General features: G+C 60.4%; 11 protein-coding genes and 2 pseudogenes. 7 read left to right on the top strand and 6 right to left on the bottom strand.

The window, feature by feature from the left end:
* Positions 1 to 77: 77 nt before the first annotated feature.
* From NMB38_RS13125 to NMB38_RS13135, 3 genes are all read left to right on the top strand, one after another.
* Positions 78 to 365, top strand: coding sequence for an RcnB family protein (locus NMB38_RS13125; RefSeq protein WP_027916144.1), 288 nt, complete (start codon positions 78 to 80; stop codon positions 363 to 365).
* 158 nt (positions 366 to 523) lie between these two features.
* Positions 524 to 2,353, top strand: a complete 1,830-nt coding sequence (locus tag NMB38_RS13130; RefSeq protein ID WP_494354801.1) for an SLC13 family permease — start codon at positions 524 to 526, stop codon at positions 2,351 to 2,353.
* A gap of 119 nt (positions 2,354 to 2,472) precedes the next feature.
* Positions 2,473 to 3,894 (top strand): GGDEF domain-containing protein, encoded by a 1,422-nt coding sequence (locus NMB38_RS13135; protein WP_027916146.1) that lies wholly within the window; start codon positions 2,473 to 2,475, stop codon positions 3,892 to 3,894.
* A 657-nt stretch (positions 3,895 to 4,551) separates the two neighbouring features.
* Here NMB38_RS13135 and NMB38_RS13140 read toward each other — a convergent pair.
* Complete coding sequence (locus NMB38_RS13140; protein WP_027916147.1) at positions 4,552 to 4,905, bottom strand: SH3 domain-containing protein; 354 nt, start codon at positions 4,903 to 4,905, stop codon at positions 4,552 to 4,554.
* A 211-nt stretch (positions 4,906 to 5,116) separates the two neighbouring features.
* Between NMB38_RS13140 and NMB38_RS13145 the strand changes: the two genes are divergently transcribed.
* The 4 genes and pseudogenes from NMB38_RS13145 (at position 5,117) to NMB38_RS13160 (ending at position 8,083) form a co-directional block, all read left to right on the top strand.
* Entirely contained in the window at positions 5,117 to 5,302 is a 186-nt protein-coding gene (locus NMB38_RS13145) for a hypothetical protein (RefSeq protein WP_494354802.1), read from the top strand.
* A 407-nt stretch (positions 5,303 to 5,709) separates the two neighbouring features.
* Positions 5,710 to 6,192, top strand: a pseudogene (locus tag NMB38_RS13150) (MCP four helix bundle domain-containing protein); the annotation flags it as partial.
* 141 nt (positions 6,193 to 6,333) lie between these two features.
* Positions 6,334 to 7,335: pseudogene (locus NMB38_RS13155) on the top strand (methyl-accepting chemotaxis protein); the annotation flags it as partial.
* A gap of 220 nt (positions 7,336 to 7,555) precedes the next feature.
* A complete protein-coding gene (locus NMB38_RS13160; RefSeq protein ID WP_027916150.1) occupies positions 7,556 to 8,083 on the top strand; it encodes a ProQ/FinO family protein in 528 nt (175 codons plus the stop codon).
* Positions 8,084 to 8,199: 116 nt separating this feature from the next.
* Here the strand turns inward: NMB38_RS13160 and NMB38_RS13165 are convergent, their stop codons facing one another.
* The 5 genes from NMB38_RS13165 to NMB38_RS13185 all read right to left on the bottom strand — a co-directional run bounded on the left by NMB38_RS13165 (position 8,200) and on the right by NMB38_RS13185 (position 14,965).
* Complete coding sequence (locus tag NMB38_RS13165; RefSeq protein ID WP_104926323.1) at positions 8,200 to 10,416, bottom strand: TonB-dependent siderophore receptor; 2,217 nt, start codon at positions 10,414 to 10,416, stop codon at positions 8,200 to 8,202.
* A 188-nt stretch (positions 10,417 to 10,604) separates the two neighbouring features.
* On the bottom strand, positions 10,605 to 11,897 hold the full coding sequence (locus tag NMB38_RS13170) for an OprD family porin (RefSeq protein WP_049695780.1): 1,293 nt from the start codon (positions 11,895 to 11,897) through the stop codon (positions 10,605 to 10,607).
* Between the two features lie 135 nt (positions 11,898 to 12,032).
* Positions 12,033 to 13,346: an MFS transporter gene (locus NMB38_RS13175; protein WP_028686515.1), complete on the bottom strand. Its 1,314-nt coding sequence runs from the start codon at positions 13,344 to 13,346 to the stop codon at positions 12,033 to 12,035.
* Positions 13,347 to 13,555: 209 nt separating this feature from the next.
* Positions 13,556 to 14,197 (bottom strand): N-carbamoylsarcosine amidohydrolase, encoded by a 642-nt coding sequence (locus NMB38_RS13180; protein ID WP_028686516.1) that lies wholly within the window; start codon positions 14,195 to 14,197, stop codon positions 13,556 to 13,558.
* A 15-nt stretch (positions 14,198 to 14,212) separates the two neighbouring features.
* The gene (locus tag NMB38_RS13185; protein WP_028686517.1) at positions 14,213 to 14,965 is read right to left on the bottom strand and encodes a maleate cis-trans isomerase family protein; all 753 of its coding nucleotides are present in this window, start codon (positions 14,963 to 14,965) and stop codon (positions 14,213 to 14,215) included.
* Positions 14,966 to 14,975: the final 10 nt, after the last annotated feature.

The following is a 14,975-nucleotide window of genomic DNA, read 5'->3' on the forward strand; positions in this document are numbered from 1 at the left end:
CACTGGCATGCACGAGAGTGAATTGTGGCGCGACTTTCGCTGTCTTAGCACAAACACCACGCAACAAGGAAACCGCCATGAAACTGCACTACCTGCTCCTCGCTGCCCTGCCCTGCCTGCCCATGGTCGCCACTGCAGCGACGTCTACCGACGATAGCGTGCAGAATTCGGCCACCCACAACCGTGAACTGAAAGAAGGCGACAAAGCCCCGGATCAATACAAGCGCGACAATGAGGCCATCAAGGACTGGAAAGCCAAAGGCCTGCCGGCACCGGAGAAGGAAAGCCATTGGGTAAGCATGGGCGATCGTTACGTCCTCGTACAAACGACCAATGGCGTGGTCCTGGCCATCCGCACCAAATGATCCATTGCTCGGGCGGGTGTCAGGTACCTGACACCCGCCCGAGCACCCGCGTCGTCCCTCCCCGATAAACACTGCAATACATCAACACCTCGTTCACGCTCAGGTGGCACACTACCGGCTATCGTTCATGTGCCCTGTGTGAAGGAACACCTTTCCCGATGAATCTAGAGCTGACATGGGTGCTGGCCCTGCTTGCCATTGTCGTCGTGCTGTTCATCATCAACCGTCCACGCATGGATGTCGTGGCGCTGCTGGTGATCGTGGCATTGCCGTTGTCGGGCGTGCTGACGATCGAACAGGCGCTCGCAGGTTTCAGCGACCCGAACGTCGTGCTAATCGCTGCGCTGTTCGTCATCGGTGAAGGGCTGGTGCGCACCGGTATCGCCTATCGCATCGGTGAGTGGATGAGCGAACGGGCGGGCAACAGCGAGGCCCGACTGTTGGTACTGCTGATGGTCGCGGTGGCCGGCCTGGGCTCGGTCATGAGCTCCACGGGAGTAGTGGCCATCTTCATACCGGTCGTGTTGAGTATTGCCGCGCGTTTGAAACTCTCGCCCAGCCGCCTGATGATGCCGCTGAGTTTTGCCGGCCTGATCAGTGGCATGCTCAGCCTGGTGGCGACCCCGCCCAACGTGGTGGTGCACAGCGAACTGGTACGCCATGGTGAACAAGGCTTCTCGTTCTTCAGCTTCACGCCCTTTGGCTTGGTGGTACTGGTGCTGGGTGTGGGCTACATGCTTCTGACCCGACACTGGCTCAATGGCGAGGTGCGCAAGGATGGACGTGTCGAAACCCGGCGGACCCTGCTGGACCTGGTTCTGGACTACAAACTCAATGGTCGTGAGCGTCGCTTGCGCATTCGCCCCCAATCACCGCTGATCGGCCATACCCTGGGCGAGCTGGAGCTGCGTACCCGCCATGGGGCCAATGTCATCGGCATCGAACGTCAACACAAGTTCACCACACGCGTCATTTCGCCTGATTCCAATACCGTGCTGCACCAGGGTGATGTACTGCTGCTGGATCTGTTTGCCAGCCGCGACGATTTGCGCAGCCTGTGCCAGACCATGCAACTGGAACCCTTGCACTTCAAGGCCGCCTACTTCATCGACCAATCGCAGGAGGTAGGCATGGCCGAGGTGTCCCTGCCACCGGGCTCGCAACTGATCGGCAAGAGCATCCTCGAGCTGGGCTTTCGCTCGCGCTACGACCTCAACGTGGTGGGCTTGCGCCGGGAGCAGGCGGCCGTGCAAGACCAGTTGGTCGAAGAAAAGCTGCGCCTGGGCGACACCCTGCTGGTGGTCGGGCCGTGGAAGGCGGTACGCCAGCTACAAGGCAAACCGCGCGATTTTCTGGTGTTGAGCTTGCCGGCCGAGATCGACCTGGTGGCACCTGCTCGCCGGCGCGCGCCCCAGGCGTTGTTGAGCCTCGCGGTGATGGTTGGCCTGATGGTCAGCGGCGCGGTGCCCAATGTCATGGCAGCGTTCATTGGTTGCCTGTTGATGGGCGCAGGCCGTTGTGTCGACATGAACAGCGCCTACCGTTCGATCCATTGGCAAAGCCTGATACTGATCGTAGGCATGTTGCCATTTGCCCAAGCCTTGCAGAAAACCGGTGGCATAGACTTGGCCGTCGGGGCGCTGGTGAATGTGCTGGGCGACGCCGGGCCCAGCGCCATGCTGGCCTGCCTGTTCGCGGTCACGGCAGTGATCGGGCTGTTTATCTCCAACACTGCAACCGCAGTGCTGATGGCACCGGTTGCCATCTCGACCGCAACGCAGCTGGGCATGTCGCCCTACCCCTTTGCGATGACAGTGGCGCTGGCGGCCTCGGCGGCCTTCATGACGCCGGTGTCTTCGCCGGTGAACACGCTGGTGCTTGGCCCTGGACAATACCGATTTGCGGACTTCGTGAAGATAGGGGTGCCGTTCACGCTATTGGTGATGGGGGTCACGGTGGTCATGGTGCCGTGGTTCTTCGGGCTGTGAAGTAGGCGGCATACGCAAAAGCTTCGAGCTGGGCAGATTGACATCAACTAGCCGGAACAACACACTGATGCGCAATTGCCCCAGGTGCGTTCAGCGGTCGTCCTGGATATCGTTTCCGCTTGCCGGTCGAGCCCATGGTTTTTCCAGCCCAATCGCGCTTGTTGCCCTACGCCGCACTGTTCAGCCTGACCTTCGCGCTTACCATTGGCGGCATTCTGGCTCGCCCGATCGAATCCCTGTCCTTGTTCTGGCCAGTCAATGCCGTACTGGCAGGCGTGTTGCTGCGCTATCCACGCCAGGCAACTGTGGCTGGCTTCGTGTTGATGTGGTTGGCCATGGTTGGCGCGGACCTGCTCTGTGCGAGTGCCCTGGGGCCGGCGCTGTGGTTCAACCTGTGCAACATGGGCGTCGTGGTCACCGTTTGGCAATTGCTATCGCGCTTGCCGCGCCTGCATCGGCGCATGCGCACGCCCCACGGGGTGCTGAGTGTGTTTGGCGCATGTGCAGCCGGGGCCTCGGTGGCTGCGAGCCTGGCCTCGGTGATGGCTGCCCCCTGGTTCGAACAGTCCCTGCGCAGCACGTGGCTGGCGTGGTTCAGCGAGCAGTTTTCCACCGCAGTACTGGTGCTGCCGGTGATGCTCACCGCACCGGCCGCGCGTACCTTGCTGCGTGGTGGGAGCCAAAGGATTCGCCTTGCGCCCCTGATGGTCATGCTGGTGTCGCTGGCGTTCAGCATCGCGTTCGGCGGCCCCGGCGCCATCGCGTTTCCGATCGCAGCCCTTTTGTGGTGTGCTTGGACGTACTCGCCCTTCCTGGTTTCGTTGTTGACGCTGACAGCCGGTAGCACGTTGATCGTTGCCGTTGCCCAGAGCCTCATGCACTTCAGCGTGCCGCAGAGCGAGTCGGGTGTAACGGCGCTGATGTCGGCGCGCCTGGGCATCGCCATGCTGGTACTGGGGCCGCTGGTAGTGGCCTGCGTGACCCAGGCCAATCGCAGCCTGCTTGCGCGTTTGGCGCACCAGGCCACCACCGACCACCTTACGGGCACTTTGAGCCGCAGCGCTTTTACTCGACGTGCAAACGCGCTGCTGGAGAGTCGTCAGCATCAGCAATTCCTGCCACTGACGCTGATGATGCTGGATATCGATCACTTCAAGTCCATCAACGATGCCCACGGGCACGCCGTTGGCGACCAGGTGCTGCGCCAGTTCGCCGATGCGTTGCAGGAACAGTTACACAGCGGCGAAGTATTCGCGCGCATGGGTGGCGAGGAGTTCGTGATCATCGTGCCAGGGCTTGCACCGGACAGGGCGCAATTTACGGCCGAGCGCCTGCGCCGTGCCGTTCAGGACCTTCAGGTGGAGCAAGCCGGCCAGCGCTTGCAGATCACCGTCAGTATCGGTCTGGCAGGCTGCGACGAAGGCATGCCGACGCCAGACCTGACCACACTACTGGCCAGCGCCGACAAGGCGCTTTACCTGGCCAAGGCGAAGGGACGCAATCGCGTGGAGCAAGCTGAGCCGCAGCGTCGAGCCATCTGAGGCTTCTGCTGCGCGCTCACTGAAGTCAAGCAGCTTCACCCGGCAACTCGAGATCATCGCCGGTCCATCAAGCCAGTTGATAAGGCGGTTTGGGCAAAGAGAATGTGTGACGGCTCCGCTCGATTAGGCAGTCCAAAAGCCAGGCGAAATGTTGCTCAATTTCTGCTCAATTTAACGGAGCCCGCCGGGGGCTTGGGTTACAGCACGTTATCCACAGACCTACCCACTTTTTCTGTGGACAGATTTCCCAGCCTGGAGAACGACTTATCCCACTTCGACCATTGAACAGATGCGCCGGACAGATCGGCGGCTGTGATAACGCCGAGCCTGAAGACTGACTGGGGATAGCGCTGGAATGCGGCGCAAACGACAAGCCCGCCTGGGCACTGGAAACCCGGCGGGCTGAAAAGGGAAATGGTCATGCGATCAACTGGGAGGAATGGTCCCCAGCAGCCCGATCATGATGGTCAACAGCAGGAAACCACCCAGGAACAGCGCCAGCTTGCTCATTGAAACCTCGACAGTGTGATACGGAATGACGTTATTTTCCGTTCTTCACTGATATGGTTACAGATTCAGGTTTGTAGAAAAAAAGCAGATCAGATCAGGAATGGGCGCCCCACGTAGCCGTCCACCGTAGCGCGGGGTCGTTTACCTTCACATCAGTTGCTGGAGCTTGCCGACAGGTAACCACCCCAGCTCCCCATCACCATGACGACGACACCATAGCCAGCCGTTGAGCAGGCGCAACCGCTCAACCAACTGGCCTGGTTCCACATCCAGCTCGTGGGCGCAATAGTGATCCAACGCCCTACCCTGATTGAAGTCCAGGCGCTCGATAAGCTGCTCCGGCACCCAGCCTGGCTCCTGGCCCGTGCAACTGCACAGGTACCAGTCCTGCATGCCCGGCTCACTCTCAAAACGCGGCCCCACTTCCAGCAGCGTGCCTTGAGCGAAACGCAGAGGGCGTCGGTAGGCACTGCGATGCCGCTCGATCACGATGAAATGCACAGGCCTCTCCTTGGCCGGAAACCCTCGAGCCTAGCAGAAGCTGCAGAAGTTGCTGCCTCGCAGCCTCTTTGTAGGAATATGTATCCCGCGATGTAGGAGGTTTCCTTAGACTTCGTTCTCGCTGTATGAAAGATCAGTTTATGAGGTGGAACTGACCTGTTACGGTCAGCCTTTCCTACAACAGCAAGGACGCTATCGTTAAGAGAACTCTATGGACGACTACAATGAGCCGGCGTTGAGACTTCAAAAAACCCTGTTGAACCTGCGCCGCGAGCGATACAAGCTCAAAGGCGAAGGCAAGTACGATGAGGCCAGCGCATTGGCGGTATCGATAGCGCGAATCGAAACCACGCTGGCACAACTGCCGGCGGCGTTTAAGCCTGACACACTGCAATAGCCCCAGCGGCCTCGGCCCTTACGAGGGGCGGGGCTGCCTGTTTCCAAGGCTCACAGCTAACATTCGATACTCGCGCGCCTTCAAACAGGCCTATGTTGACGAACGATTCAAAGACCTGCGGCCGATCCAATCAGCATTTTCTTGATCCAGATCAATACGAAATAAATTGTTACCTAAATAACCCTGCACAATGACCATAAGAACAGGCTCGCGGTGTGCTGAAAACCACGGCAATTGAGCGATCCAGCGGCGAACTACGCCGTTCGTAAACTGCTTATGTTTATTCTTAAAGTTTATTGCTTAAGGTGCCGATAGCTGTTTCAACGAGAGGGCTGCAGCCTTATTACCACGGTCACCCTGCTGGACTTGCTTAGCCTAGCAAGCATTGCTACACCAAGGAGCTACACATGTATTTTCGGAACTTGAAAATTGGCACACGCGCGGCTGTCATCTTTACGCTGGTCGCCCTCCTCGTACTGATCCTGGGGCTGGCATCGTTGTACCGCATGCACACGATGGACAAGGCCACTGACGAAGTGCGTACCGAATGGTTACCGTCAATCATGCTGCTGGACGAGGTCAGCATGAACCTGGGCCGCGCCCGAGCACTGACCTTGCGCAGCGTTCTGGAAGAAAGCCCCAGCGCCAGGGCCGCGACATTGGACAAGATCGCGGACATCTCCAAGCACTACCAGGAACAAATCAACACGTACAAGGCAACAGCGACAGAAGAACGAGACCGGGCCCTGTACGACGCATTTCTGGCCAGAAGCGAGACCTACCATAGGTTGCAGGACGCAATTCTTGACGCTGTACGCAGGAACGACATTGCAGAAGCGACCCGCCTGGTCAACGGTGAACTGGCCAACTACGCCGACGCAATGACGAAGTCGCTGATCGAGCTGACCCAGTACAATTCCAACGGCGCAACCAACGCCTCCCAAATCAGTACAGACGCCTATGATCAGTCCTTCTCGATCATCACGGCGACTATCGTCGGCATCATCGTACTGATGATTGCGCTGGCCATCATGCTGACCCGCAGTATCGTGCGGCCTTTGAGCGAAGCGGTGGCCGTCGCCGAGCGGGTGGCCTCGGGTGAGCTCAACCAGGTCATCACGGTGACGGGTAGCGACGAACCCGCGCTGTTGCTGCACGCCTTGTCCAGAATGAAAGACAGCTTGCGCGAGACGATTGCCGGCATCGCAGCCGCCTCCGACCAGCTCGCCTCGGCATCCGAAGAGCTGTTCACGGTCACCGAAGACACCAGCCGCGGCCTGCATCAGCAAAGCGCCGAAATCGACCAAGCCGCCACGGCCGTGAACCAAATGACCGCAGCGGTTGAGGAAGTGGCCAGCAATGCCGTCAACACCGCCGATGCCTCCAAAGGTGCAGACCAGACCACCCGTGAGGGCCAGCAGCGGGTCAATGATGCGCTGCAATCCATTGGTCAGCTCGTCGGCGATGTCACGACCACTTCCCAGGAAATCGAACAGCTGGCCACCAGCGCCAACGAGATCAGCCGGGTACTGGATGTCATCGGCTCGATCGCAGGCCAGACCAACCTGCTTGCGCTCAACGCTGCCATCGAGGCTGCGCGCGCCGGTGAAGCCGGCCGTGGTTTTGCCGTGGTCGCCGACGAAGTCAGGGCGCTGGCGCACCGAACCCAGCAATCGACAGCCGAGATCGAAGGCATGATCACAGGCATTCAGTCGGGCACCGAGTCTGCAGTCGGGGCCATGCACGCCAGCAAAGGGCGGGCGTCAGGCACCCTGGAAATCGCCCAATCCGCAGGCCAGGCACTGAACACGATTGCCGAAGCCATTTCGTCCATCAACCAACGCAACCTGGTGATCGCCAGCGCCTCCGAAGAGCAGGCCCAGGTGGCCCGCGAAGTGGATCGAAACCTGGTGAACATCAGGGACCTGGCGATGCAGACCTCGGCCGGCGCGAACCAGACCAGCGCCGCCGCCCAGGAGTTGTCACGCCTGGCTGTGGACCTGAACGCGATGGTCGCCAAGTTCAAGGTCTAGGGCTGGATGACAGAGGAGCAGCGGCCTGTCGGGAAAGCTTGCACCGTGCCCCTGGGGCAAGGATTCGCGCCATTGTGTGACGCAAATACCGCTGCCCTGGAGCAAGACCGTCGTGGGTTTCTGTAAAAAAAGCGACGATTTGTGCCTTTTGGGCTGCTCACCGGGGCTGCATCGCATATCCTTGCACCACGCAATCAACCTTGAAGCAGTGAATTGAACGATGAGCTTTGAACAACTGGCAGCGCTACGGGATCGCCTGCGGGCTGAAAAAGAGCAGCAACAGGCAAGCGCCCCAGCGCCGGCCAAGCGCAAGCCCCCGCAGAAGACCAAGCCGCGTGAACTGGACCCGGCAGTGGCCGCCATCTGGCCGCTGCAGAAGCACTTCCCGTTGGCCTTCCCTGTCAACCCTGCGCCGAAAGTGCCGCTCAAGGAGGGCATCTTCAAGGATGCCGAGCAACACCTGGAGCTGCTGGGCATTACCCGTGAGCAACTGAAGCTGGGCATTTCCACCTGGTGCCGGGGCAACCGCTACTGGACCAGCATGGTGGAAAACGCCCCGCGCCTGGACCTTAACGGTGAGCCGGCAGGCGTGGTGACCGCCGCCCAGGCGATCCATGCCAAGCGTCAGGCGGCCCAGCAGCGTAATCAGGAACGCCGCAAGCGAGCGCAAGCCAAGGCACAGACCGCTGCGCCTGCAGCACAGGGCGAGGCTGCAGACGAGCCGGCAGTGGAACAGGCCGCTGAGTAAAGGCTTGGTCTGAGCAAGCGCCCATCGCCCGTTCGCCAAGTGCGCGGGTGATGGGCGCTGCGGGCTATCACATGGCCGCCGACTGGCCGAGTGTACAGCGCAACCTGGTCATCGCCTCAGAGCCTCCAATCCAGGCTGACCATCATCGTACGTGGCTCACCGTGGTACACGCCGTTGTAGAAGCCGACGTTGTTGTAGTAATGCTCGTCGAACAGGTTCTTGACGTTGACAGAAGCAGTCAGGTGCTCATCGATCCGGTAGCGCGCCATCAGTCCAACCACCGAAAATGCCTTCTGGCCGATCTCGTCCTTGGCCGTGATGATTCGATCACCGTCGCGCCCTACCGGTCGGTTCGCCAGCCTGAAATTGTCGCTCTGCCAGTCCAGGCTTGCCCCTACGGTCAATGCTGGTGTTAGGGCATAGGTGCTGGACAAGCGCACCAGGTTCAAGGGTTGTTCGGTGTTCTTTCGCTTTTTCTCGGCCGTGGCAGCATGCGTATAGCTGTAGCCCAGGCTCATCTGCCACCCGGTCATCACCTCGCCTGCGACTTCAGCCTCGAAACCTTCGACAACCACGCCCTTGCCACCGCTTTTGTAGAATACTTCGTTGCCATTGGGCGGCACTGAGTCGTCTTGTTCCGCCACGTTGTCCTGCTTGCTGCGAAACACTGCCGTGCTCAGGTTCAGGCGGTCAGCGAACAGGCTGCCCTTGAGCCCCACCTCATAAACCTTGCCTACGATGGGCTCCAGGTACTGCTTGTTGACGTCTCTCACGGTTTGCGGGTTGAAGATATCGGTGTAACTGACATAGGCGGTGAACTGGTCGGTCAGATCGAAGAGTACGCCGGCATAGGGCGTCCACTGATCATTCTGAACCTGCTTGGTAGTGGACTGATCGGTAACTTGCAGGGCATCACCGTAATCCCACTCCCGCTGTTGCGTCTGCCAACTGCCGTAGCGGCTGCCAATCACGATGTGCAGGCGATCCGTGGGGTTCAGACGTGTTGCAATGTAGCCGGCCTTCTGACGAATGCTGGAGCGCGAACTGTCCAGCCCGGTTTCGAGGTCATAGAACGTAGGTGTGGCCCCCATGTACTTCCAATCGGCAATCGTCTCGAAACCGTCGGGTACAGGCAGATCAAGGCGGTGGGGTTCACTGTCGCGCCGTCGCGACTCGCCGTAACCGATCATGAAATCATGGCTGCGGCCGAACAACTGGAAAGGGCCCGCGAGGTTGAAGTCCAGCGCGTCCATCTGCTCGGAGCCCCCGAAGTGCGAGTACCAGGCCTGCATGCCGCTACGGTCGGCTTCGGGGAAGCCATTGCCCCCATAGTAGACCTTTCCGTCGCTGTCGCTTTGCCGGTGGGTATACGCCACCTTCATGACCCAGTCGTTGGCCAGATACTGGTCGAGGGTAGCGAATACCGTCTGGTCTTTGAGCGGCCAGGAAGACCAGGGCGCACTGAGGTTGGTGGAACGGGGCAAGTTGGCTTTGCTGCCGTCGGCGTTCCAGAACGGTACCGTGCCCCAGGATGACCCTTGCACATGCTTGTTCTGATAGTCATACCCCACCGCCAGCACGGTGCTTGGGGTCAGGTCGGCTTCAAGCACGCCGTAGGCCACTTCACGCTGGGTGGCATACTTGTCCATGAACGACTTGTTGTCGCGGTACGCCAGCACGGTGCGTCCGCGCAGACGGCCGTCCCAGCCCAGCGGGCCACCCACGTCCAGGTAGCTGTAGTAATTGTCGAAACTGCCACCACTTACACCACTCTTTACCGCCAACGCGTGCGTAGGGCGCTTGCGAACCATTGCGATGGTGCCCGAGGGATCGCCTGCACCTGTGGTCAAGCCTGTGGCCCCACGCACGACTTCGATTCGATCGTAGATGATGGTGTCGGAGTCGGACTTGAGCCCCGAGAACGTGTTGAGCATGCCATCGATCTGGAAGTTGTTGATGGCGTAACCACGCGAATAGTAGCTCGGTCGCTCCGAGTCATTGCGTTGCACCGTAACTCCCGTGACGTGAGCCATGGCCTCGGACAGGCTGTTGAGCTGGAAGTCGTCCAGCTGCTGGCGGGATATGACCGAGACCGATTGGGGTGTCTCCTTGATCGAGAGATTCAACCGGGTGGCTGCGCTCATGCTACCGGTGGTGTAGGAGCCACTGCGTTCAGTGACGCTGCCAAGGCCGGTAGCAATCACATCGGTTGAGCCCAGCTCCAGCACGGGGCCGTCTTGGCTTGCCTGGGTATCGGCAAAGGATGGCGGGCAGATTAAGCAAGCGTACAGGCCGAGGGTGAAGGTAGTGGGATGGGAAATGGACGGGGGCATTGCGAGCTGACTCCTTGCGCATGAAAATCCGTGCGCGCAAATCTACATCATAATCATCCTCATATGATAATTAATCGCATAAACCGCTACAGCTGAGCGGGGTTGTACACCTGGTCGCTTTTAGCCGGCCAGGTGCACGTCTGAGGTGGCCGTTCGTCGTGCTCGCCTGATGGTGTCCGCTACAACCTCTAGAACAGCTTCATGGTATAGCTGAGCACCACGCGGTTCTCGTCGATATCTGTTCGGTAATTGGAGCGAGCCATCACATTGCGCACGCGCACGCCGAGCCCCTCCAGCGGCCCACTTTGCACCACGTAGGCCAGGTCCAGATCCCGCTCCCGATCACGCCCTTCAAAGCCCAGCCCGGTTTTGACCTCCCGGCCTTGTACGTAACGCAATGTCGAGGTCAGCCCGGGGATCCCCCATGCCGCAAAGTTGTAGTCATGCCGCACCTGCCAGGAACGCTCCCCAGGCGCCGAGAACTCGTAGGTCGGCAGGGTATTACCCATCGGGTTGGTGTTGGCGCCCACCTGGATGAAACCGTCCTCCCCGCCTATCTGCTGGTAGCCCACGTAAAACGTATGCCCGCCCGTTTTCGCCGAGAACAGGCTGAACAGCGCATGGTTGTCATAGTTGCCGGCAAGCTTGCGCCCATCCTCGCGGGCCTGGAAATAGCCGGCATTCACACCCAAGGTCCAGTGACCTAGGGGCTCGGCGTGCTTGAGGCTGTAGAATCGCTGCTGGTAGATGTCCCGCAGCTGCGCCTGCCATACCCCAACGCTGGAGCGGTTGTCGTTGAAGGCATAGTCGGCGCCCAGGTAATTGAAGCGGTCACTGGTAAAGCGGGCCAGCCGCGCGGGGTTGATGGGGTCGTTGACCAGCGCATACATTTTCTGACTGTTGGACGAGTCGCGCAGGCTGGTGGAGCGAAATTGGCCGGCACTGAGCGTCAGCCCAGCAAACTCATGTGACTCCAGCATTGCGCCCTGATAAGTCGGTGGCAGCAGGCGCAGGTCGCTGAACAGCAACACAGGCAGATTGGGCATTAATTCCCCCACCTTCAATTCGGTTTGGGAAACCTTGAACTTGAGCGCCGCGCCCACGCGGCTGTAATGGTCGGCGGACGTGCCGCTGTCAAGGCTTGGCAGTAGGCCTGAGCGTGCATGTTCGGGGCTGCTGTCGAGTTTGAAACCCAACAGGCCGATCACATCGACCCCGGCACCAATGATGCCCTGGCTATAACCTGAGCTGGCGTTGAGGATGAAGCCCTGCGCCCACTCCTGAGTACGCGATTGGGTGCTTGCTCCCTTGATATCGGCGTAGTCGCGGCTGAAGAAATAATTGCGAGCCTGGAGGGTCGCACGGGCGCCTTCGATGAAACCGACCTCTTCAGCCGGTGCCTCGGTACACAGCGCGGCTGCGATGCAGCCGCCAGCCAGGCGTGCCTTCGGGAAAAAACGCGGTGCAGTGCAAGCGTGCATGGGGCGATTCCTGAAATTCGGGCAACAGCAATCCACCGGCGAGACAAACGCCCGCCGACGTGCAGATTGCATTGAGAATGAGTGGGCAGGCCGGCATCGGCCGGCCTGCCCTACCGGGCGTGAAGCGCTGGACCGCTAGCGGTTGACCAGCTTCGCTGGCAGGGCGATGACCAGGAAGCAACTCAGGAGCAAGCAGCCGGCGAACACCCACAGCGCCGCGTGGGAAGTACCGGTCCAGTCAGTGACCAGGCCCATCAGCGAGTTGCTGACCAGCCCGGCAATGTTTGCCACCGAACAGGCCAGGGCAAAACCGGTGGCGGCTGCCGTTCCTTTCAGGAAGGTCGCCGGCAGGCTGAAGAACACCGGCACCGCACCAATGATCGCGGCCGAGGCGACTGCGAACAGGAATACAGTCATGACCAGGTTCTGGCTGAACAATGTGCTGCTGGCCATGGCGATGGCGCCGACGATGAATGGAACGATGATGTGCCAACGACGCTCACGGTGACGGTCGGAGCTGGCGCCGATCATCAGCATGCCGGCCAGTGCGGCGAGGCTCGGGATGGCAGTGAGCAAGCCGATGTGGAACGTGTCGCTTACCCCTGCATCGCGGATGAAGGTCGGCATCCAGAAGCCCATCGCGTAGGCGCTGAGCAGGATCGAGAAATCGATACCGCCGAGCATCCACACCTTGAGGTTGAAGAACCCGTCACGGAAACTGTGCTTGCTGTCCTTGCCCTCTGCATCGTCGGCGGCAAGGTCTGCTGCCAGCTGAGCCTTGTCTTGGCTCGACAACCACTTGGCCTGCTGGAAGTGATTGGGCAAGGCCCAGAAGGTCAGAATGCCGAGCAGCACGCTGGGGATCGCCTCCAGCAGGAACAGCCACTGCCAGCCATGCAGGCCGTGGACCTGATCGAAGTGCCCCATGATCCACCCCGAGATAGGCCCACCGATCACGCTCGACAGCGGCAGCCCGATCATGAACAGGGCGATGATGCGCCCGCGTCGGTAAGTGGGGTACCACATGGTCAGGTAGAACAGTACCCCTGGCAAAAACCCTGCTTCGGCCGCGCCGAGCAGAAACCGCAGGATGTAGAACTGGGTGGTGGTGCTGACGAACATGGTGCACGCCGACAACAGGCCCCAGGTGATCATGATGCGGGCGATCCACAGCTTGGCACCGACGCGCTGCAGAATCAGGTTGCTGGGCACTTCGAAAATGATGTAGCCGACGAAGAACAGCCCGGCACCCAGGCCATAGGCGGCGGTGCTGAACTGCAGATCTTCGAGCATCTGCAGTTTGGCGAAGCCGACGTTGATACGGTCCAGGTAGGCGGCAAGGTAGCAAAAGCACAGGAAGGGAATGAGCCTCCAGGTGATCTTGCTGTACAGCGCTTTGGTGCCCTGATCAATGTCGCTATGGACCGTGGTTGCATTCGCAATTGGCATTTCCTGTCTCCTGGCGGGCGACTTTGTGGTTGTTTTTAAGGCCAGCAGTTTTCGACGCACAAGGACCGTCGCGCGCTACACGCGACAGGCCCAGGCCACGCCTGAAAAACCCCGAGTGCTCCTGCGGGGCGACCGCCCGGACAGCAGGCGGTCATGAACGTGCTTCCGGCACCGTTCCTTGATTGTTATTGGGTAGGCGCCTGCCGGTGTCAGCCGGTCAATTGCCTGAATTGCGCCATCGCTTCCTGGCGGGAAACCACATCGCCGTACTTACTGTCGATGTCGAACAGGTTGGCGTGGTGCGGGTGGTCATGGCGATCACCCACACATTCGCGCACCACGATGGTTCGAAAGCCATGCTGCATCGCATCTACCGCGCTGGCGCGGATGCACCCGCTGGTGGAGCAGCCGGCCAAGACCACGGTGTCCACTCCTTGGGCGTGCAGCAGCGGCGCCAGGCTGGTGCCGAAGAAAGCGCTGGCGTACTGCTTGCTCAGCACCACCTCCTCCGGCTGTGGGGCAACGGCCTCGCAGAACGCCGCCAAGGGGTTACCCTCGACCATGTCCTTCATCACCGGCGCCTTGCGCACCCATACCCCGCCATCGACAAAATGCGGGGGCTGGTAGCGGATGTTGGTATGCACCACCAGGATGCCGCAATCGCGGGCTAGCGCCAGCAGGTCCGCGGCCTGCGCCACTGCCGTGACGACGCCTGGGGCGTACAGCGCAGCCCCCGGCGTGGTATAGCCCTGCATGAAGTCGATCATCAGCAGCGCCGGTGCGCGACCAAAACCGATACGCTGCCCCCATACACCCTGATAGTTGTCCCGAGCACTTTGTGCCTCGCTCATGTCCATCTCCCGATTTCAATAGGCGCCCGACAGCAAGGCGCCGGCACCTGGCACCACCGCCTCGAGGTCCAGCGCCTTGAGCATGGCGTAGGTGGTAGCGATGGCAGCGGTGACCACAGGCTTGCCGGTCTGCGCCTCGACTTTGGCCACGGCCGGCAACGACTGCATCTGCACGCAGGCCGACAAGACCACCACATCCACCCCTTCAAGGTTCATGCCGGCGACGATACCGGGCAGGTTGGCGGGGTCGTGACGGGCCACGGCCAGGTTGTCGGGAATCTCCAGGGCACGCCAGTCTTGAACCTCGAAGCCTTCTTCGCGGATATAGTTCACCACAAGCTCGGTCAGCGGCTTCATGTACGGGGCGACGATGGCGATGCGCTTGGCCTTCATCACATGCAAGGCTTCGACCAGCGCTCCGGCACTGGTGATGACCGGCGCCAGTGCATCATTATCGGCAGTCGCCTGCCTGAGGCGCTGTTCGGATTGCCGGTGATAGCCCAGGCCCATGGCCATGATCGCCACCAGGCAGGCGTAGCCCAGTACATCGACCCTGGCATCGGACAGCTCCACCGCGCAGCGGTCGGACTCGGCATCCATGGCCGCCAGTTCTTCCTTTCTCACCTGCTTCATGCGCATGCGGCTGGAATGAAAGGTGAAGCGCTCCGGGCGGATGGCTTGGCGCGCGTTGAGCATCGCCGGTATCTCGGTTTCCATGGTGGTGTTGGAACTCGGCACGATCTGGCCGATGCGGTATAGCTTGGTCATGTCTCGTGCT

The sequence above is a fragment of the Pseudomonas sp. FBCC-B35 genome, assembly GCF_059133755.1.

Excerpts from the sequence above, each read along its gene's own strand:
- NMB38_RS13125 (WP_027916144.1), top strand. The coding sequence starts at position 78 with ATGAAACTGCACTACCTGCTCCTCGCTGCCCTGCCCTGCCTGCCCATG.
- NMB38_RS13130 (WP_494354801.1), top strand. The coding sequence starts at position 524 with ATGAATCTAGAGCTGACATGGGTGCTGGCCCTGCTTGCCATTGTCGTC.
- NMB38_RS13145 (WP_494354802.1), top strand. The coding sequence starts at position 5,117 with ATGGACGACTACAATGAGCCGGCGTTGAGACTTCAAAAAACCCTGTTG.
- NMB38_RS13160 (WP_027916150.1), top strand. The coding sequence starts at position 7,556 with ATGAGCTTTGAACAACTGGCAGCGCTACGGGATCGCCTGCGGGCTGAA.
- NMB38_RS13165 (WP_104926323.1), bottom strand. The coding sequence starts at position 10,416 with ATGCCCCCGTCCATTTCCCATCCCACTACCTTCACCCTCGGCCTGTAC.
- NMB38_RS13170 (WP_049695780.1), bottom strand. The coding sequence starts at position 11,897 with ATGCACGCTTGCACTGCACCGCGTTTTTTCCCGAAGGCACGCCTGGCT.
- NMB38_RS13175 (WP_028686515.1), bottom strand. The coding sequence starts at position 13,346 with ATGCCAATTGCGAATGCAACCACGGTCCATAGCGACATTGATCAGGGC.
- NMB38_RS13180 (WP_028686516.1), bottom strand. The coding sequence starts at position 14,197 with ATGAGCGAGGCACAAAGTGCTCGGGACAACTATCAGGGTGTATGGGGG.
- NMB38_RS13185 (WP_028686517.1), bottom strand. The coding sequence starts at position 14,965 with ATGACCAAGCTATACCGCATCGGCCAGATCGTGCCGAGTTCCAACACC.